Source organism: Streptomyces sp. NPDC048411 (assembly GCF_040704695.1).
Lineage (GTDB): Bacteria > Actinomycetota > Actinomycetes > Streptomycetales > Streptomycetaceae > Streptomyces.
Window position 1 is genome coordinate 11,886 of sequence record NZ_JBEZKL010000088.1, and the last position, 18,764, is coordinate 30,649.

The window sequence follows — 18,764 nt, forward strand, 5'->3', positions numbered from 1 at the left end:
CGCTCTCCGATCGAAGGTCACCCGACAGGCTCTCAGCAGTCGGGCGCGTGCGGGTCCTCCCAGCGGGCGGGGCCCTTGACAGGGCGGGAACGTCATCGCCGGACACCGGACCGTGGCACTGGTCCCTGCGCCCCGCCGACCCGCTTGGTGATCGGTTTGCCCGAGGGGCGAACTCGGCGCAATGCGCACCCCATGACACGTGTCTCACCGGACGCGGGCCACCGTCCGTGCACGAGATGCCGCATGCTGGCGGGCTGTGCCAACGTGGAGGGAGCAGCGGCGCAGCCCCGTCGTGCCGGGGCCGGAAATGAGGTGCTGATGGACCCGGTCGATGCCCTGCGACGGATTGCCTTCCTGCTGGAACGCGACCAGGCCGCCACGTACCGCGTCCAGGCGTTCCGTAAGGCCGCCGCCACGGTGGGGGCGATGCCGGGCCACGAGATCGAGGAACGAGTGGCGTCGGGGTCGCTGGAGTCGGTCAAGGGCATCGGGCCGAAGACGGCACAGGTGGTACGTGAAGCGCTGGCAGGGGAGGTCCCGGGCTCCCTCCAGCGGCTGGAGGACGCCGCCGCGGCTCCCCTTGCGGAAGGGGGTGAAACGCTGCTCGCCCTGCTGCGTGGCGACTGTCATCTGCACTCCGACTGGTCGGACGGCGGAAGTCCGATCGAGGAGATGGGACGGACGGCGATCGAGCTGGGGCACGAGTGGGCGGTCCTCACCGACCACTCGCCCCGGCTGACTGTGGCGAACGGACTGTCGCCCGAACGGCTGCGCCGCCAATTGGAGGTCGTGGCCGAACTCAACGAGCAGTGGGCACCGTTCCGGCTGCTCACCGGCATCGAGTGCGACATCCTTCCGGACGGCTCCCTCGACCAGGAGGACCGACTGCTGGAACAGCTCGACGTGGTGGTCGTGTCCATGCACTCCAAGCTGCGGATGGACGCACGGGCCATGACGCGCCGGCTGGTCGCGGCCGTTCGCCATCCGCAGGCGGATGTGCTGGGGCACTGCACGGGCCGTCTGATCACCGGCCGGGGACGCCCGGAGTCGGAGTTCGACGCGGACGAGGTCTTCGCCGCGTGTGCCGAGGCGGGCACCGCGGTGGAGATCAACAGCCGTCCGGAGCGGCTAGATCCGCCGCGGCGTCTGCTGCGGCGGGCCGTCGACGCGGGTGTGCTGTTCGCGATCGATACCGACGCGCACGCGCCGGGACAGCTCGACTGGCAGATCTTCGGCTGCGCCCGGGCAGAGGAGTGTGGCGTGCCTGCCGAACGGGTCATCACGTCGTGGCCGGTGGACGAACTGCTGGCCTGGTCATGACGCCGAGCCCGGTCGGTTCGTGGTGAGAGCGAAGACATGGAGGGCCGGACTTCGCGCCCATGGAGTGGGGCCCCGTGGGCAGAGAGACGGATGCCAGCCGCCTGTGCGGATCGACGTCCACAGCAACGGAGCAGAGGTTTGCGGCATGGGTGCTCTGCGCACGCCCGCTGCCGTTGACGCTGTCGCCGTGGGCTGCGACCACCGCCTTCCACGGAACGGTGCTGCTCGCCCAGTCGGGGACGGTGGCCCGCGATCTGTCCGCGGAGCTGGAACAAGGAGTGGGGCGCGAGGGTTCCCGCTGCGCTCCATCTGGCAGCGATCGTCGCCATGCGTCCCGGCGGGGGCTTCTCACGTGCGGGCGCCGCCTGCTTGAGCAATCGCTCAACTCCCTGTTACTGTCCGCGTCGACAGCAGGTTGAGCGGTCGCTCAAATGCTGCGGAGCGGGGGGCTGGGGCGGTATGGGGCTGTACGTCGAGACGCGCATTCGCGCAGACCTTGAAGACCTCTGGGAGCGAACCCAGAATCCTGTGCAGCACCAGCGGTGGGATCTCCGCTTCACCGAGATCACCTGTCTGCCGGGCGGGCCCAGCGATGCCCAACGGTTCCGCTACGCGACCCGGGTGCTCCCCTTCCTGACCGTCACGGGCACTGGCATCAGTGCGGGCGAGCGCCGTCGGGCAGACGGGGAGCGGGTCTCGGCGCTGCGGTTCGCATCGGCCCATCCACTCTCCCTGCTGGCCGAGGGCAGCGGCTACTGGCGCTATGTACCGACACCGGACGGCATCCGTTTCCTGACCGGCTACGACTACAGGACGCGTTGGGGTCGCCTGGGGGCCGGCGTGGACCGGCTGCTCTTCCGGCCGCTCATGGGCTGGGCCACCGCCTGGTCCTTCGACCGGCTGCGGCTCTGGTGCGAACGCGGCATCAGCCCTGCCCGCTCGCTCTGGCACGCGCTCGCCGAGCTCGGCGTCCGGCTGCTGGCGGTCCTCTCGCTCCTGCCTTTCGGGCCTGCCGCCGCGCTGGTTGCCGTCATGGCCTCGCTCCTGCTGCCGCCCCTGTCCACCACACCCGCGGCGCGTCGCTGTCTGCGCAGACCTCCGGCCCGGACCGCCACTCCCACCCTCCTCGCCCGTCTGGAGAACCCATGACTTCGATCTTCCGCCTTGCCATGGGCCAGGACTTCGACCGGCTGCATCCCCAGTTGCGACGGCGCTTCTCGGTCGGCCTGGAGAGCGGGGAGGCATGCATCGGCCGCGGTGTCATGGACCGGATCTGGCACGGCCGGCCCTTCGTGAAGCCGTTCCTTGTCCTCGGCGGCACGCGCAATGTCCTCGTTCCCCGGGCCGGCCGTCACATCCCCTTCACGATAGAGAACGTGCCGTACACCGACACCTTCGGCCGTGAGACCGTCACTTTCGTGCGCACGTTCGCGCTGCCCGGCGGTACGCGGCGGTTCGACGCCACTATGATCCACAGCCCCGAACGGTCCTGTGTTCTGGACTATCTCGGCACCCACCAGCATCTCGCCAGCGATCTCTGGCTGAGCGCCGAGCCCGACGGTTCTCTTCTGATCCGATCCGGCGAACACCGTTTCCGAGAGGGGCCGTTCGACCTCCGTGTCCCAGAACTCCTCGGAGGTGACGCCGAGGTGCGCGAGTCCTTCGACGACATGACCGGCCGGTTCCGTATTCGGGTGGCAGTGACCAACCGGCGCTTCGGTCCATTGTTCGGATACGAGGGAACGTTCCGTGCCCATTATGTCGACGCCCGCCGGCACGGCGTCCGCGCAGGCCTGCGCCCCGTACGGGAAGAAGCGCGGGCGTGACTGGGGCGACCGATGGCCAGGACACCCGGACGAAACTCATGGAAGGCGCCCTGAACACGCTCTCCGAGCACGGTATCGCCAAGACCTCTGCCCGCACCGTCGCGGCCGCCGCGGGGGTCAACCAGGCTCTGGTCTTCTACCACTTCGGCTCCGTCGACGAACTCCTGGCAGCAGCCTGCCGCTACGGGGCCGAACAGCGCGTGGTCCGCTATCGCGACCGCCTGGCTTCCGTCAGCACTCTCACCGAACTACTCCAGTGCGGGCGCGAGTTGCATGCCGAGGAGCGGGCGGGTGGCCACGTCGCCTTCCTCGCTCAGCTCCTGGCCGGCGCCCAGACCCAACCGCGGCTCGCTCCGGCAACCGCGGCCGGACTGAAGCTGTGGATCGACGAGATCGAGAAGGTTCTGATCCGGGTCCTCGGCTCCACCGCGCTCGCCGCCTTCACCGACCCCGCCGGTCTGGCCCGGGCGGTGGCGGCGTCGTTCGTCGGTCTGGAACTGTACGAAGGAGTCGACCATGACGGCGCCGAACAGGCACTCGATGCACTGGAGCAGCTCGCCACCCTGGCCAACGTCCTGGAAGAACTCGGGCCCGTGGCTCAACGGACCGTGCGGCACACGATTCGACACACCATGCGGCGTACCAGCACCTCGCGAGCCGTGACGGACGAGCAGGGGCAGCAGGGCGCGCAGAATCCGGCGAGCATCTCCAGGAGGAAGGTGCGGCGCTCGAAGTAGCGGAGGGGGCGGGCGTCCCGAGGGCCAGGTCGGGGTGTTGCTGGAGGAAGCGCAGGTTCGCGGGTTCTCGGGCCGGTCTGCAGGCGTGCGCGTGCGTCGACCTCGCCAGATTCGCCGGTGTGAGCGCAGCCTTCCTGGCAAAGGTGCGTGCCTCGGCGTCAGTCCTTCGTCACTGTGTCCGCTGTCCGGCCGGGGGCGATGAGGGTCAGGGCAGGACAAGCAGGACTGCCAGCGCGATGAGCAGCGAGTCGATCCGGTCCAGCAGGCCGCCGGAGCCGGGCAGCCAATGGCCTGCGTCCTTCGCCTGTGCGCCTCTTTTGACCATGGACTCGAGAAGGTCGCCGGCCGGACCGCCGACCGCCACCGCAACCGCCATCGGCCAGCTCAGCACGGACAGCACGGCAAGTACGCCAAGGCCGGCTGCGGCCCCGGCGAAGGTGCCGCTCCACCGTTTGGCCGGTGACAGAGGTGACAGTCGCGGCCCACCCAACGCTGGACCGGCGAAGTACGCCACGATGTCGGCGATCGAGACCGCTGCGAAGAGGACGAGCGCGCCCGCACCGAGCGTCACCAGCGCGGCCGTCACGCTCAGCCAGGCCAGCCCGAGCAGGCCGGCGCCGAGTCGGCGCAGTCCATGATCAGCGTCGCCGGCCAGGAGCGGCACCGCGGCCACCGCGAGCGCCCCGATGGCAACCACTCGGAGCACCTGCCCTGGCGCCAACCAGGCGGCCAGCACCACGCCTACCACCGCTGCGGCCAGCACTACCCGGTCTGCCCGGCCCAACCGCATCAGCCCACCGAACTCCATCACCGCAATCACCCCAGCTGCGATGGCGACGGCTGCGGCGCCTGGGCGGCCCCACCAGAACGCACCGACGGCCAGTGGCACTCCCACCGCCCAGGCGCACCACCGGATCAGCAGCTCGCGGCGCCGGGACACCGCCACCGCGATGCCGCTCAGCACCAGCGCCCCGCCGAGGAAGGGTGCCAGAGAGGCCACAGCGATCACAGAGCGGATCCGGCGGCGAGAACGGACCGAGGTGCCGAAACGAGCGAGACCGGATCCGGGCGCAGCTCGTCCAGGGAGGCATGGAAGGCGGCCACAATGCGCGCGTTCTCGGCCGTGTCCTTGACCGCGATACGCACGCTGCGCCCCTGGTACCGCGATGACAGCGGGGACAGATCGCGCAGATATACGTCGTGGCGACGGCACTCGTTCACCACTTGCGCGGCACTCGGCCCGCCGGTCGGCAGGTTCACGGTGAGGAAGTTCGCCACGGCTTCTTCGACGATCACGTTCTCGCCCAACCCGGCCAGTTTGGCGGCCAGTTGCCTTCGCAGCACGTGGGTACGAAGCCAGCGGTCGGTGTAGTACGCCGGGTCGCGCAGGGCAGCGACTGCGGCCAGCTGTGCCGGGAGACTCACCGGCCAGGGCGGAGTCCATCGGCGTAGCAGCGCCGCGGTAGCCGGCTCGGCGACCAGGTACGCGGCCCGCATGCCGGACAGCGCATACATCTTGGACAGCGAACTGCAGACGACCACTCGCGGGTCCGACGCGGCGAGGTCGGCGAGCGACTCGGTCAGGCCGACATAGCCCAGGTACGCCTCGTCGATCCACCAGCGGGTGCGGGCAGGCGCGGCGGCGATCAGCGAGCGCAGCTCCGCGACCGGTGCGTGGCGTCCGGTCGGGTTGTTCGGGTTGACCACCACCACGAGGTCGTAGCCGCCAGACCTGACGGCGTCGGACAGCCGGTCCGGATCGATCCGCCAGCCGTCCTCGCGACGCAACCGGAACCGGTCCACCCGGCATCCGATCACCTTCTCCGTGACGTGGGCGTACTCGCCGTAGCCAGGGTCCATCAGAAGCACTCTGCTCTCCGGGGTCAGCCACTGACCGAACGCCCTGAAGATCAAGTCGGATGAACCGGCGCCGACCGCGAGCGTCTCCGTCGGCAGCGCCCGGACCGTGGCAATTTCCGCCAGCAGTCCCTCGGCGCCGGTCGGCGGAGAGGTCCGGGCGGCCCAGGCCGGGTCTTCCGCGAGCGCCGCCCGCACCCCAGGGGGCGGCGGAAACCAGGCGTCCAATACGTCGGCCGCGACGATGCGTTGGCGCCGGTGCAGGTTACGGAAGTCAGTGCCGATGGCGGTGAACGAGGCGCCGCCATGTTCGCAGCCGTCCGGCCGGGGTGCGAACGCCACGTCCAGCCGCCAGTCCACTGCGGACCGCAGACGCTCCAGCGTGGTGCCGTACCGGTCCATCGCAAGCCTCGTCAGCTCGGTAACGCTGCCGGTCAGCACCTCGAACGTCACCGCACCGCTGTGAACAGTACGGCCGACCGGGCGCAGGCCGGCGGCCAGGTACATGTCGAGCAGTTCACTACGCCCCATCGCCACCACGCGCCGGCCGCCCCGGACGGCGATCCAGCGCAGCGCCGCGTACATCAGCAGCGGTGCCGCCGCGGTGGCTCGCCAGCTCGGCTCAACGGTGAGGACGCGCACCTCGAACAGGTCGTCGTCGGCCAGCAGCGGCAGTTCGTCACGCATGAGGTACTTCTCCAGCCCATACCGCCCCAACCAGGGTGGAGTCAGGCTGACAAAGCCGATTCGGGCCGCGCCTCGCGCCGCGACCAGGTAGACGTTGTCACCGTCCAGCCCGTCGCGAAGCTGCCCGGACGGATCAGGCGCATGCTGGCCCAACTCCTGCGCGTACACCCTGTGACGCAGTTCGTGGATCCACTCAAGATCCTCTGGGGTGGCAGTGCGCAGCTGCAGATCGCAAACCATGAACGCCTCTTTAGATTCAGGGGATTGCATCATGGGAGACGTAGATAGGCCGCGCCAGGGCCGAGCGAAGCAATCGACCTGGGTACGCGTACTCAGGCGTGGTCGCCCCCTGTGTGCTACGTCCACAGAGGCTGGCTGCGGTAACCATCATGGGTGGCGAACTCCATGGAAAGGACGAGCAGTTGAATCAGCAGATCGCGTAGAGCGAGGAACTCGGTGAGGCGTTCGCGAGGCTGCTGCCCCGGGACGGCGGAGGCCCTGAGGTCGTCTTCATGGTGAGCGAGGCGGTGCACTCCTCGCGGTCGGCTCTCCTTGCGGAGAGATTATCTGTGGGTGCCGCCGGGCTTCCCCATCCCTTCCGCGGGTCCGACCGGAATGACCACTGCTTCGCCTGTCGAGCCGCTCTCCGACCGCTACGGCTGACCGCGCCCTGTCGCCACCGGCGGATCCGTCCACCCGACTGACGTAGCAGTGCGGGCTGCCGCTTCTCGTGCGTACGCCCGCTCGGCCCCCTGGTGTCACACCTTCGATATGCCCAATATGACAGCTAATGGGGGCATCAGTACGTTTCATCACAGGTCGGCTGTACGGCCGGCGTCTCTGAGACAGGAAGAAGTGACATGATCACGCGCAACTTCGCTGTGACCGCCGCCGTCGTAGGCGCATCAGTCCTTGCCATCACCGGCATCACCTATGCCTCGGCCAACGGATCCACCCAGGCCGCCCCGCCCGTATCGCCCGTCCCGAAGGCCGCCCCGTCCGTCCCGAAGAACGACCCGTCCGTCCCGAAGAACGACCCGTCCGTCCCGAAGAACGACCCGTCCGTCCCGAAGAACGACCCTGCCGGGACGCTCCCCGATGGGGGCAGTGGATACGGGAACGGGAATGGCGGCCGTGATAACGGGGGCCGTGATGACGTGGGCCGTGATGACGGAGGCCGCGACGATGGGGGCCGTGATGATGGAGGCCGCGACTATGGCGGCCGCGATGACGAGGGTCGCGGCTACGGGGGTCGCGACCGCGGCTACGACCGTGGGGAAGAAGGAAGAATCCAATTCAACGATCGGACGTACTCCGCTGCCACTGAGGGCTGCATCACCGCGGCCAGCGGACTGGGCTCAAGCAGCTTCAGCATCAGCAACGACAGCTGGAAGACCGTTCAGGTCTACCGCGGGTCCACCTGCGACAACGGCGCTCCGGTCGCCACCGTCGGTCCCCACGGCGCCACCCACGGCGTCGTGACTCCCTCGGTCGAAGGGGGCTTGTTCGCCAACGATGCCGTCGTGGGCAGCTTCCTGGTGATGGGTGGCCGCTACGACAGCTGGTAACACCGCAACCCGCATCACGTGGAACCCGCGGTCCGTCGGAATCGGTCCGGGGTTTCCGGGAGGTCGGCCAGGGCCGGCAGGGGCGTCGCGTCGGACAAGGACGTCGCCGCCAGGCCCCGACCGGCAGCCGGTGCGCCGTCAACTCCGACGCCACGAACCCCCGGGGCAGAGCTGGGCAGGTCGATGGCAGAGGGGTTGACAGGCACTCGAGGCTCCTGGTGGAAGACGTTGCTCGGCAACCCATCCACCGGGAGCTTCGTCACCTCCCCATGGAAACAGCGTAGAAGCGGGGCGTCTGGATCGATCGGACCGTGCCCCTCGGCGCGCCGGGTCCTGTTGTGGCGTGCGAGTCGGGTTGCCGCGGTCCGGTGCCGACTGCCCCGCACCGGCAGCGGTGAGCTGTGCCTATGCGGTGTTTGTGGCGCCGGCCGACTGGTCGTCGGGATCGGTGATACGCGGAGCGAGCGCTCTCAATGGGCGCCCGACGCCTCAACCGCCGCTTTGATCCGCTGCCCGAACGCAGGGGCGTCCTTGCGCGCGGCACCGGCGGCGAAGCCGACGAGGAGCTTGCCGATGCCGTGGCCCTCCAGGACGTTGAAGATCCGCACCCGGGTCCTTCCGTCGGCCGTGGCCTCGAGGTCGTAGCCGCCGGTGGCGGCGGTGACGAGATTCTTCGAGCGTTCCGCCCAGCGGATGCGTGTGGGGGCTACGAGTTCGGTGATCCCGAACTCCCGCTGAGTCTTCATGCCGGCGTCCTTGACCGTGCTCCGGAAGACCGTCCCCACCGCTGTCGGCCCGGCTGGCGACTTGTCGATCCGCTGCACTCGCGGGCTGAACTCCGGGTCGTGCTCGCCGTCGGCGAGATAGGCGAAGACTTCGGCGATCGGTCGGTCGATCTCGACTGTCGCCTCGAACTGAGTGCCCATGGCCTCTCCTCGTCCCCCTGATCAGTGGTGCCCCGGCTGCGGAGTGCGGCAGCTGAACGCAGGCCCGCGAAGGCGCGGGATGGCGATCATAAGTCCGGCGGAGGCGGGCGGCAGGTTGAATGGCGGAAGGCAATGGACCCGCCCGGTCATCCGATGGAAGCGCTGACGGCCGTGCCGGGCACGCCTCCGTCCCGGCGGTTGGTGATCGCGGACGACCAGGTCGGCGCCCGCGGTTGTACCGTCCGGATCGACCGTGCTGACCTGCTCGAACCGGGTCATGACAGCGCTGAGAAGCCCCCGGGCGCGTCGCACACGGGCCGGGACTGTCGGAGTTACGGGCGTGTGCTGAACTGTCGGCGATACGTCTGATTCAGGAGCACCTTTTGACCAGTTACCGGCAGCCCGGCGTCGTTCTCACCGACCGCCGTTTCACCGTCCCGCTCGATCACGCCGATCCGGGCGGCGAGCAGATCGAGATCTTCGGCCGGGAGGCCGTCGCGAGCGGCAGGGTCGACGACGAACTGCCGTGGCTGGTGTACCTGGAGGGCGGACCCGGCTTCGGTGCCCGTCGTTTCGTCGGTACGGAGGCCTGGCTGGGGCGGGCAGTGAAGGAGTTCCGGGTGCTGCTGCTCGACCAGCGCGGCACCGGGCTGTCCACACCGGCCAACCGGCAGACTCTTCCGCTGCGCGGCGGCCCCCGTGAGCAGGCCGACTATCTCGCCCACTTCCGGTCCGACAACATCGTGCGTGACTGCGAGCTGATCCGGCCGCAGCTGACCGGCGGCCTCCCGTGGACGGTGCTCGGCCAGTCGTTCGGCGGCTTCTGCGCGGTCCGCTATCTGTCGGTTGCCCCCGAGGGGCTCGAGGCTGTCCTGATCACCGGCGGACTTCCCTCGCTCGACGCTCACGCCGACGACGTGTACCGGGCCGCGTACCCGCGGATCGAGCGGAAGGTCGCTGCCCACTACGCCCGCTACCCGCAGGACGTCGAGCGCGCCCGCGAGATCGCCGCGTATCTCCTGGAGCACCGCCCGGAAAGCGCCGGACACCGCCTGACGCCCGAGGGATTCCAGTCCCTCGGCATCATGCTGGGCGGCGAAAGCGGCAGCCATCAGCTGCACTACCTGCTGGAGAACGCCTTTGTCCGTACGCCGCTGGGCACCGAGCTCTCCGACACGTTCCAGGAGGCCGTGCGCACCGCCAATTCGTTTGCGGGCCACCCGCTGTACGCCCTGATGCACGAGGCGATCTACGGCCAGGGCGAGGAGCCCACCGGCTGGTCCGCCGAGCGGGTCCGCGCAGAATTCCCGCAGTTCGACGCCGCCACCGCCCTGGCCGGCGACGCACCCGTGCTCTTCACCGGCGAGAGCATCCACCCCTGGCACTTCGATGTGGACCCGGCCCTGCGTCCACTGCGGGAGACCGCCGAACTGCTTGCCTCCCGTACCGACTGGCCCGAGCTGTACGACACCGAGCGGCTCGCCGCCAATGACGTACCGGTGGCCGCGGCCGTCTATCACGACGACATGTACGTCGACACCGAGCACGCGCTGCGCACCGCCGCGGCGATCCGCGGTCTGCGCACCTGGGTGACGAACGAGTTCGAGCACGACGGGCTGCGCGCCGGGGGACCGCGGTTGCTGGACCGGCTGCTCGCTCTTGTCCGGGGCGAGCTCTGACCTGCTTGTTCACGGCAGGAGCCGGTCACGCGCGTGGCGTGAACGGCTCCTGCCGTACGGGTCCGTCCGGACCGCTTCAGCCCTGCAGGGCGTCCAGCGTGGCGTCGAAGTCGGCAGCCGAGCGTGGGGCCCGGTTGTGCGGCAGCTTCGACAGGACGGCGGCCATTCCGGAGGTGTTGGTGACCGCGGAGAAGACCAGACCGGAGCCGACGCCGGCCGAAAGCCGGCGCGCGGCCGGGAAACGCCGGCCCGCGAGCAGACCGGCCACCACGAGCGAACCGGCGGCGAACCGGACCTGACGTTCCATCGGCCAGGTGGCCCGGGCGCCGGCGGGACGGTCCAGGTCGTGGTCCTCGCCCTCCATGTGGAGGTGCCAGCGGACAGCGTGACGGCGTCGATGTCCGCCGCGGCGAGAATGTCGCTGGCCCGGGTGGAACGCACGCCGGAGGCACACACCACGAGCAGGGATCCGCGGGCCGCTGCCGCCTTCAGGGCGGCCAGCGCCTCTTCGAGACGGTCCAGCGGGATGTTCAGCGCCCGGGCACGTGCCCGGAGGTGTACTCGCCCGGAGCCCGCACGTCGATGACGGTGAACTCCGCGATCCGGGCTGCGGCCTGGGCGGGGGAGAGGGAGGCGGGGCTGGTCACGAGGGATGTTTCCGTTCGTCTCCGGGGCGTACCCCGGCGAGGTAGGATACCCCTTGGGGTATTCGTAGGAGGATGTGTGGAAATAGACATGGCGGCCGACGAACTGAAGTCGGTACTCAACCGCCTTCGCCGCGCTCAGGGCCAGCTTGCTGCGATCATCAGGATGATCGAGGAGGGACGGGACTGCGAGGACGTCATCACGCAGATGGCAGCCGTTTCGCGCGCGCTCGACCGGGCCGGTTTCGCGATCATCGCGACGGGCCTCCAGCACTGCATGGCCGACGACGGCGCAGAACCGGCCGACCGGGACCAGATGCGCGCCCGGCTGGAGAAGCTCTTCCTCTCGCTGGCCTGAGCCCGGATCGGGGGTCGGTGCCGTGGCTCAGGCCACGGCATCGACCAGCATGAAGAGGGCCACGGCGAGCAGCGCAGCGCCGAAGATCCGCTGGAGCGCGGCTGTGGACACCTTGGTGGCCAGCCGCTTACCGTCCCACGCGCCGAGGACCGCCGCCGCTGTGAAGGGGGCGATCACCGCCCAGTCCAGCGAGGTGGGCGTGGTGAGGCGGGTGGCCAGGGCGGCCGTGGAGTTCACCGTGATGACGAGCAGGCTGGTGCCGACCGCCGCCGTCATGGGCACGGCGAGGACGGTGACCAGCGCGGGCACGGCGAGAAATCCTCCGCCGACCCCGAGGAACCCGGTCACCGCGCCGAGACCGGCCCCGGCGCGGACGACCCGCCCGGCGCCCGTACGGTCGGCGGGGCCTGGGGTGTTCGGCACGGGCGAAGCCGCCTCGCACCGCGCAGGCGCCCGCGGCCGGATCATCCGCATTGCCGCCACCACCGCGAGCACCGCGAACGCCGCTGTCAGTACACCCGCCGGAATCCGGACCGACAGCGCCCCGGCCACCGCCGCCGGCACGATGCCGGCCACCGCGAAGAGGCCGCCGGTCCGCCAGCGGACGTGACCGTCCCTGGCGTGCGCGACCAGCCCGGTCAGGGAGGTCGCGATGACGATGAGCAGCGCTGCGGTGGTGGCCGCGGCCGGGGTGAACCCGAGCAGATAGATCAGCGCGGGAACGGCGAGGACGCTGCCGCCGCCGCCCATCCCGCCCAGTGCCAGACCGACCACGGCACCGGCGGTCAGGGCCAGGATGAGGGTGATCACGCGACGGTGCCCGCGGCTCCGTGACGGTCCCGGACAGGCAGCCCCTCGGCCGCCCAGGCGGTCATGCCGCCGGTGACATCGACGGCCTCGGTGCCGCGTCCGGTGAGGATGCGGGCGGCCTGCCGGGACCGGTGGCCGGAACGGCAGATGACCACCACGGGGCGGCCCGCCGCCGAAGCGGGCAGCGACTGCCCGGCGGCCAGCCGGGAGAGCGGCAGATGGACGGCGCCCGGGGCGTGACCGGCCTTCCACTCGGGGGTTTCGCGTACGTCGAGCAGAACCGCCGCACCATCGGCGGTCCGGCGGAGGGCCTCGGCCGGGGTGACACGGCCGGGGCCGCGCCCGAAGAAGGACATCAGGAAAGACATGGGGGAAGTGCTCCAGAAGTACGGGACGGGAGTCCGACGGTCAGGCGGCCGGTGCGGTGCCGCTCGTCCCGTCGGGGGCACCGGCTGCAGGATCCGCGAGCGTCAGGCCGGCCGCCTCAGCCGCGCCGAGACCGTCGTCGACTGCCACGACGTCGCGCCCGGCGGCGTCCAGCAGCGACGCCGCGATGCCTGCCCGCATCCCGCCTGCGCAGTGCACCCACACCACTCCGCCCGGCACCTCGGCCAGCCGCTTGGGCAGCTCGTGCACCGGAATGTGCATCGACCCGGCTAGCGCACCGGTGCGGCGCTCGGCGTCCCTGCGGACATCGAGAACCACCGGCTGTTCGCCGCGCTCGCGTGCCGCGGCCAGCCCCGCGAAATCCGACCTGCGGAACGAGCGCAGCTCTTCCGCCGTGCGGACCCAGGACCGCGGGTCACCGGTCGCCGCGGCCACCGGGCGGCCGATGCCAACCCGGGTCAGCTCGCGCTGGGCGTGCGCGACGTCGGCGGCGCTGCTCGCCAGCAGGGTGACGGGCCTGCCCCACGGGATCAGCCAGGCGAGATACGTGGCGAGCTGCCCCTCGCCCTCGAAGTTGAACGAACCGGCGACATGCCCCTCGGCAAACGCCACCCGGCTGCGCAGATCCACCACCCACTCGCCCGCGGCCAGCCGTCGCGCGATCTGCTCGGCGTCGGCCTGGGCGGGCGGGGTCAGATCGACCGGATCGGGACCCGCGGCGTTGGCCGGGCCCATGTGCGCGTAGTAGGCGGGGATGTCGTCCAGTCCGGTGAGCAGCTCGGCGACGAACGTGTCCACATCCTTGACGAGCGCGTCGTTATGGGCCCGCTCGGCGCCGATCGTCGTGGTGTTCCCGTCGGCCTGTGCGGAGGAACAGAAACTGCCGAAGCCGTGGGTCGGCAGTACGGGAACGGCGTCGTCGAGCTCATCGGCGAGCCGGTGCGCGGAGGCGTGCTGGGCACGGGCCAGCCCTGCGGTCAGCCGGGGCTCCACCAGGTCGGGCCGGCCCACGCTGCCGATCAGCAGCGAACCGCCGGTGAAGGCGGCCACCGCGCGGCCGTCCTCCTCCAGTACGTACGAGGTGTGGTGCGGGGTGTGCCCAGGGGTGGCCATCGCGCGCACCGTCAGCCCCTCGTCGACCGGGGCGGTGTCCCCGTCGGCGACCGGAACCCGGTCGAAGGAGACCAGTGCGGCGGCGGGCACCAGGTACTGGGCCCCGGTGACACGCGCCAGCTGCAGGCCGCCCGTCACGTAGTCGTTGTGCAGATGTGTCTCCACGACCAGGGCGATCCGCACGCCGCGCCGTGCTGCCGCGGCGATGACCCGGTCGATGTCACGAGGCGGGTCCACCACCAGCGCGGAGTGTCGGCCGCCCGCCAGATAGCTGCGGTTGCCGAGGCTGGCGGTCTCCAGGGTGTCGACGAAGAACACGGCATCACTCCTTCGGTACAGTTTACCCCGGGGGGTATCTCTCATCAAGATTAGCACTTATACCCCATGGGGTATTTTCCAACGGCGGTCTTCGCGTGGCCCAAACCCGTGCAGCGCCCCCACCCGCCGACCTACGTCGGTGGTGGCGAGGGCGCGTTCCCGCGGGTGGCACGGCTCGGAGACGCGTGGCTGGCCAACAGTGCGTCGCCGCAGGAGCTCGGTCCACAGATCGAGCGGCTGCGCGCACGTGCCGAACGAGAGGTGCCGGTGACGGTCTACGCGGCTCCCGACGACCCCGAGCAGATCGAGGGCTACGGCCGCCTGGGCGTCGAACGGCTGCTGTTCTACGTGCCGACGATGCCCGAACGGGAGACGCTGGAGTACCTCGACGGGTTGGCCGAAGTGGCTGCCCGGTACCGCTGAGACGCCGGAATCCACTGCGCCCAGGGATGAGGTACCGAGCCGGAAACCGCGGCCACCGTAACCTCCGCGACCGCCGTAAGGGGCGTGCGATGCCTACTCTGACGAGCGCTGAGGCGCGTGAGCGGTTCGCCGCGGCCCGCATCGCCCACCTCGCGACGACCGACACGGACTCTCGCCCGCACCTGGTGCCGGTGGTGTTCGCCCTGGACGGCGACACGGTGATGCTGGTCGTGGACCACAAACCGAAGCGGACGATGCGGCTGAAACGCCTGGCCAACATCGCCGCCAACCCCTCGGTCTGCCTGCTCGCCGACCACTACGAGGAGGACTGGGAACGGCTGTGGTGGGTGCGGGCCGACGGTGAGGCCCGCGTACTCCCTCCGCCGGACCGCTTCCCCGAGGCCGCCCGCCGCGTCGGCCTGCTCACGGCGAAATACCGGCAGTACGCCGACCGCCCTCCCGACGGACCGATGGTCGAAGTCTCGGTGCTGCGTTGGAGCGGCTGGCGCGCGTCCTGAGCCGCGTGGCCATGCGACCGGGCGGTTCTCGGCCCACCTCGCCGGAGGCCGGTGCGGGACCTGCCGATACGAGGGCTTCGTGGCCGTGGCGTCGCAGAACGCCGCCGGGCTGCCCGTGCCGTGACCGGCAATGTTTGCGGCGGGGCAAAGCTTGCCGGCAGGGGCACCGGCCATGACGGTGGAAAGGGCTGCCCTGTGGGGTGTCCGGCCCCGATCCGGCATGATCCGGACGAAGGACCCTGACTCCCTTCAGGTGGAGGGCAGGTGAAGGGGCTGCGACGCAGCTGCCCGCGTACCGGCACCACGGGCGGCGCGACGAGAGGCCGCCGCTGCCGGTTCGCCCCGTCCACCACGAGCGAGTGACCGGTGATGAATCGGGCGTAGGGCGAGGCCGGGACCGGCTCCCGGATGTCGCCGACCGCGGCCGTCACCGTGCCCGTCCCGAGCGCCGCCGGCTTCTCCCGCGCGGCCGACAGTCGCTCCGGCCTGCGGCCCACGCTCGTCAGATCCGCGCCGAGCCGGGCGAACTCCGCCGCTGTCGCCTTCCCGGGCCCTGAGCCGCCACCGATCACCGGTACCCCGTGGAGGCGTATGTACCCACGGATGCGCACTCGCGCCGGACGGTGGCAGGGCGGCCAGTTCCGGGGGTGTGCCAGTGCTCCCTCATGTCGTGTCGATACCCCATCGCAAAGACAAAACACCAGGTCCAGGCGTTGACGTTGTCCAGACCATTGACATGCCAGCGCCATGATGTTGAATTCGGTCTCGTTGTGTTGCGCGACTCTGATGACTCGAGTGACCCATGGAGGACATGTGATGCCTCGCCCACCCCGTCTCACGGCGCTCTGCGCGGCCGCGAGTCTGCTCGTCGGCGGCCTGCTCACCGTTGCACCGGCCGCCCAGGCCGCCGACAGTGGCGGCCCGGCCGGCCCGGGGAATACCGTGACCGGCCGGCGTACTCCGGCCATCACCCCGACGCCGCAGTCGGTCAGGACCCGGTCCGACCGGGTCGCGATCAGCCCCACCGTCACCCTGGTGACGGGCGACACCTCCGACGAGCCCTCCGTGAAGGTTGTCGAAGCCGCGCTGCGCCGCGCCGGTGCGCAGCGGATCGTACGGAGCGACAGACCCGGCAGGAGCGGACTCACCGTCCACGTCGGTGTCACCGCCGCCCTCGCGGACCAGCACATCGAGAGCCCCGACGCGCTGCCCGCCGACGGATACGTCCTCGGTGTCGGCGCCGACCGCATCGTCCTCGCGGGCAAGGACACCACCGGCACGTACTATGCCGCCCAGACCCTCCGTCAGATCCTGCCGCGGCAGAGCCACCCCGGCGCCGAGGTCGACGGGCTCGTGGTACGCGACTGGCCGGGCACCGCGCTGCGCGGCGTCATCGAGGGTTTCTACGGCACCCCGTGGTCGCACGAGGCCCGCCTCGACCAGCTCGACTACTACGGCGAGCACAAGATGAACATCTACGTGTACTCGCCGAAGGACGACGCGTACCTTCGCGAGAAGTGGCGCGACCAGTACCCTGCGGAGCAGTTGGCGCAGATCAAGGAACTCGCCGACCGGGCCGTGCAGCGGCACGTCGAGTTCACCTACGCCCTCTCGCCCGGACTCTCCGTCTGCTACAGCTCCGACGCCGACGCCAAGGCGCTCGTCGACAAGTTCCAGGCGATCTGGGACATCGGCGTTCGTACCTTCGCGGTCCCGCTCGACGACATCAGCTACACCGACTGGAACTGTGCGGCGGACAAGGCGAAATGGGGGACCGGCGGCGGTGCGGCAGGCGCCGCGCAGGCGTATCTCCTGAACAAGGTGAACAAGGAGTTCATCGCCACGCACCCGGGCGCCCAGCCGCTTCAGATGGTGCCCACCGAGTACTACAACGTCTCGGCCACGGCCTACAAGAAGGCGCTCGCCGAGCAGCTCGACCCCAATGTCCTCGTCGAGTGGACAGGTGTCGGCGTCATCGCGCCGACGATGACCGTCGCCCAGGCCAAGGCCGCCCGCACGGTTTTCAACCACCCGATCCTGACCTGGGACAACTACCCGGTCAACGACTACGTCACCAACCGGCTGCTGCTCGGCCCGTTCAACGGCCGGGAGAAGGGGCTGCCGGGCGAGCTGGCCGGGATCACCGCCAACCCGATGATCCAGCCGTACGCCTCCAAGCTCTCGCTCTACACGGTCGCGGACTACTCCTGGAACGACGCCGCGTACGACGAGCGTGCCTCGTGGCTGCGGGGGCTGGGGGAGTACGCGGGCGGCGACGCCCGCACCGAGAAGGCACTGCGGGCCTTCGCCGACATCAACTACAGCTCGGCCCTGAACAAGCAGGAAGCACCTGACCTGGCGGGCGAGTTCGCCCGCTACTGGCAGTCCGGCGACGCGGACCGGCTCACCTCAGTGCTCCGCGACCTGGGCAACGCCGCGGACCGCCTGCGCAGCAGTCTCCCGGACCGCGGCTTCATCGACGACTCGGGACCCTGGCTGGACGCCACCGAGTCCTGGGCGACCGCGACCCGGACGGCGCTGCGCATGGTCGAGGCGGCCCGCGCCGGAAAGGGTGCGCAGGCGTGGGAGCTCCGCCAGCAGCTGCCCGCGCTCGTTGCCGAGGCGAAGTCCTTCACTTACACGGGACTTGACGGCCGCAAGGTGCCGGTCACCGTCGGCAACGGGGTGCTGGACGGATTCATCGACAAGGCCACCGCCGAGCACGACCGGATCATCGGTGTGAGCGGCAGGCCCACGGCATCCACCAGCCTCGGTACGTACCAGACCAACACCGTCGCCCGGATGATCGACGGCGACGACTCGACGTACTTCTGGAGCGACGGTGCGCCCGCCGCCGGTGATCAGGTCACCGTCGACCTGGGCCGCGTAAGGGAGATCGGCGGCATCACCCTGGCCATGGCCAAGCCGGGAAGCACCGCCGATTACCTCCACGACGGGGTGCTGGAGTACTCCGCCGACGGGCAGACCTGGCAGCAGCTCACCACGTTCTCCGGGAAGCCGGACGTCACTGCGACCGCCCCCGCCGGGACGAAGGTCCGCTATGTGCGGGCGCGGGCGACCGCGGGCCAGACGAACTGGCTCGTCGTACGCGAGTTCGCCATCCAGACGGAGGACGGTGCGGTGGCCGGTGGGCCGCCCGCCGCCGCCGGATCCGCTCTGCGTTCGGCGGCGGACGGCAACCTCGGCACCGCCTACCGGGCGGCCCGCGCGCCCGAGGCCGGCGAGGCGCTGGAGCTGGGGCTCGGCTCCGCGCGCGCCGTCGGGTCCGTCACCGTCCTGCAGCCGGCCGGGTCGGACGCCCTCGCCGACATCCAGCTGCGGGGCACCGACGGGACCTGGAGGACCGTCGGTGCGCTCGACGGCCCCTACACCAGGGTGAATCCGGCAGGCCAGACGGCCGATGCGGTACGTCTCGCCTGGCGCGCCGGTTCCGCCGCACCGCAGATCGCCGAGCTGGTGGTCGGCTGAACCGGTAGTGGCCTCGGTGATGGCCCGTACGACCACGACCCTGCGCGCCCCCGCGTCCAGCACCTCGTCGACGTTGTCCGCATCGATCCCGCCGATGGCGAACC

General features: G+C 70.3%; 15 protein-coding genes and 3 pseudogenes. 10 read left to right on the forward strand and 8 right to left on the reverse strand.

The features are described 5' to 3' along the window. Positions 1–318: 318 nt before the first annotated feature. The 4 genes from AB0915_RS26355 (at position 319) to AB0915_RS26370 (ending at position 3,883) form a co-directional block, all read left to right on the forward strand. Complete coding sequence (locus AB0915_RS26355) at positions 319–1,320, forward strand: PHP domain-containing protein (protein ID WP_366693429.1); 1,002 nt, start codon at positions 319–321, stop codon at positions 1,318–1,320. Between the two features lie 459 nt (positions 1,321–1,779). Then, positions 1,780–2,469 carry a hypothetical protein gene (locus tag AB0915_RS26360; protein WP_366693430.1) on the forward strand — a complete coding sequence of 230 codons (690 nt, stop codon included), beginning with the start codon at positions 1,780–1,782 and terminating at the stop codon, positions 2,467–2,469. Then, positions 2,466–3,146: a DUF4166 domain-containing protein gene (locus AB0915_RS26365; protein ID WP_366693431.1), complete on the forward strand. Its 681-nt coding sequence runs from the start codon at positions 2,466–2,468 to the stop codon at positions 3,144–3,146. The genes AB0915_RS26360 and AB0915_RS26365 overlap by 4 nt, the downstream gene beginning before the upstream one ends. 38 nt (positions 3,147–3,184) lie before the next feature. Further along, complete coding sequence (locus AB0915_RS26370; protein ID WP_366693441.1) at positions 3,185–3,883, forward strand: TetR/AcrR family transcriptional regulator; 699 nt, start codon at positions 3,185–3,187, stop codon at positions 3,881–3,883. Between the two features lie 205 nt (positions 3,884–4,088). Here the strand turns inward: AB0915_RS26370 and AB0915_RS26375 are convergent, their stop codons facing one another. Beyond that, positions 4,089–4,892 carry a phosphatidate cytidylyltransferase gene (locus tag AB0915_RS26375; RefSeq protein WP_366693432.1) on the reverse strand — a complete coding sequence of 268 codons (804 nt, stop codon included), beginning with the start codon at positions 4,890–4,892 and terminating at the stop codon, positions 4,089–4,091. Continuing rightward, the gene (locus AB0915_RS26380; protein ID WP_366693442.1) at positions 4,889–6,667 is read right to left on the reverse strand and encodes an aminotransferase class I/II-fold pyridoxal phosphate-dependent enzyme; all 1,779 of its coding nucleotides are present in this window, start codon (positions 6,665–6,667) and stop codon (positions 4,889–4,891) included. The genes AB0915_RS26375 and AB0915_RS26380 overlap by 4 nt, the downstream gene beginning before the upstream one ends. 620 nt (positions 6,668–7,287) lie before the next feature. Here AB0915_RS26380 and AB0915_RS26385 point away from each other — a divergent pair. Beyond that, a complete protein-coding gene (locus tag AB0915_RS26385; protein WP_366693433.1) occupies positions 7,288–7,995 on the forward strand; it encodes a hypothetical protein in 708 nt (235 codons plus the stop codon). A gap of 470 nt (positions 7,996–8,465) precedes the next feature. On the opposite strand, the gene AB0915_RS26390 is transcribed toward AB0915_RS26385, so the two are convergent. Next, positions 8,466–8,921 (reverse strand): SRPBCC family protein, encoded by a 456-nt coding sequence (locus tag AB0915_RS26390; protein ID WP_366693434.1) that lies wholly within the window; start codon positions 8,919–8,921, stop codon positions 8,466–8,468. A 383-nt stretch (positions 8,922–9,304) separates the two neighbouring features. Between AB0915_RS26390 and AB0915_RS26395 the strand changes: the two genes are divergently transcribed. Continuing rightward, positions 9,305–10,600, forward strand: coding sequence for an alpha/beta fold hydrolase (locus AB0915_RS26395; protein WP_366693435.1), 1,296 nt, complete (start codon positions 9,305–9,307; stop codon positions 10,598–10,600). A gap of 76 nt (positions 10,601–10,676) precedes the next feature. Here AB0915_RS26395 and AB0915_RS26400 read toward each other — a convergent pair. Then, positions 10,677–11,247: pseudogene (locus AB0915_RS26400) on the reverse strand (rhodanese-like domain-containing protein). Between the two features lie 76 nt (positions 11,248–11,323). On the opposite strand from AB0915_RS26400, the gene AB0915_RS26405 reads away from it, so the two are divergent. Continuing rightward, on the forward strand, positions 11,324–11,602 hold the full coding sequence (locus AB0915_RS26405; protein ID WP_266978054.1) for a metal-sensitive transcriptional regulator: 279 nt from the start codon (positions 11,324–11,326) through the stop codon (positions 11,600–11,602). 27 nt (positions 11,603–11,629) lie between these two features. Here AB0915_RS26405 and AB0915_RS26410 read toward each other — a convergent pair whose 3' ends face one another. The 3 genes from AB0915_RS26410 to AB0915_RS26420 are packed head-to-tail and all read right to left on the reverse strand — an operon-like array spanning position 11,630 to position 14,230. After that, the gene (locus tag AB0915_RS26410) at positions 11,630–12,412 is read right to left on the reverse strand and encodes a sulfite exporter TauE/SafE family protein (RefSeq protein WP_366693436.1); all 783 of its coding nucleotides are present in this window, start codon (positions 12,410–12,412) and stop codon (positions 11,630–11,632) included. Next, complete coding sequence (locus AB0915_RS26415) at positions 12,409–12,768, reverse strand: rhodanese-like domain-containing protein (protein WP_366693443.1); 360 nt, start codon at positions 12,766–12,768, stop codon at positions 12,409–12,411. The genes AB0915_RS26410 and AB0915_RS26415 overlap by 4 nt, the downstream gene beginning before the upstream one ends. A 52-nt stretch (positions 12,769–12,820) precedes the next feature. After that, positions 12,821–14,230 (reverse strand): MBL fold metallo-hydrolase, encoded by a 1,410-nt coding sequence (locus tag AB0915_RS26420; RefSeq protein ID WP_366693437.1) that lies wholly within the window; start codon positions 14,228–14,230, stop codon positions 12,821–12,823. Between the two features lie 87 nt (positions 14,231–14,317). Here AB0915_RS26420 and AB0915_RS26425 point away from each other — a divergent pair. The 3 genes and pseudogenes from AB0915_RS26425 to AB0915_RS26435 form a co-directional block, all read left to right on the forward strand. After that, positions 14,318–14,653, forward strand: a pseudogene (locus AB0915_RS26425) (LLM class F420-dependent oxidoreductase); the annotation flags it as partial. An 89-nt stretch (positions 14,654–14,742) separates the two neighbouring features. Further along, the gene (locus tag AB0915_RS26430; protein WP_366693438.1) at positions 14,743–15,171 is read left to right on the forward strand and encodes a TIGR03668 family PPOX class F420-dependent oxidoreductase; all 429 of its coding nucleotides are present in this window, start codon (positions 14,743–14,745) and stop codon (positions 15,169–15,171) included. Positions 15,172–15,984: 813 nt separating this feature from the next. After that, positions 15,985–18,660, forward strand: a complete 2,676-nt coding sequence (locus AB0915_RS26435) for a beta-N-acetylglucosaminidase domain-containing protein (protein ID WP_366693439.1) — start codon at positions 15,985–15,987, stop codon at positions 18,658–18,660. A 9-nt stretch (positions 18,661–18,669) separates the two neighbouring features. Here AB0915_RS26435 and AB0915_RS26440 read toward each other — a convergent pair. Continuing rightward, positions 18,670–18,764 (reverse strand): annotated as a pseudogene (locus AB0915_RS26440) (thiamine phosphate synthase); the annotation flags it as partial.

What these genes read in the sequence shown, in the direction of transcription:
- AB0915_RS26355 (WP_366693429.1), top strand. Translation starts at nt 319, where the DNA reads ATGGACCCGGTCGATGCCCTGCGACGGATTGCCTTCCTGCTGGAACGC.
- AB0915_RS26360 (WP_366693430.1), top strand. Translation starts at nt 1,780, where the DNA reads ATGGGGCTGTACGTCGAGACGCGCATTCGCGCAGACCTTGAAGACCTC.
- AB0915_RS26365 (WP_366693431.1), top strand. Translation starts at nt 2,466, where the DNA reads ATGACTTCGATCTTCCGCCTTGCCATGGGCCAGGACTTCGACCGGCTG.
- AB0915_RS26370 (WP_366693441.1), top strand. Translation starts at nt 3,185, where the DNA reads ATGGAAGGCGCCCTGAACACGCTCTCCGAGCACGGTATCGCCAAGACC.
- AB0915_RS26380 (WP_366693442.1), bottom strand. Translation starts at nt 6,667, where the DNA reads ATGGTTTGCGATCTGCAGCTGCGCACTGCCACCCCAGAGGATCTTGAG.
- AB0915_RS26385 (WP_366693433.1), top strand. Translation starts at nt 7,288, where the DNA reads ATGATCACGCGCAACTTCGCTGTGACCGCCGCCGTCGTAGGCGCATCA.
- AB0915_RS26390 (WP_366693434.1), bottom strand. Translation starts at nt 8,921, where the DNA reads ATGGGCACTCAGTTCGAGGCGACAGTCGAGATCGACCGACCGATCGCC.
- AB0915_RS26415 (WP_366693443.1), bottom strand. Translation starts at nt 12,768, where the DNA reads ATGTCCTTCTTCGGGCGCGGCCCCGGCCGTGTCACCCCGGCCGAGGCC.
- AB0915_RS26430 (WP_366693438.1), top strand. Translation starts at nt 14,743, where the DNA reads ATGCCTACTCTGACGAGCGCTGAGGCGCGTGAGCGGTTCGCCGCGGCC.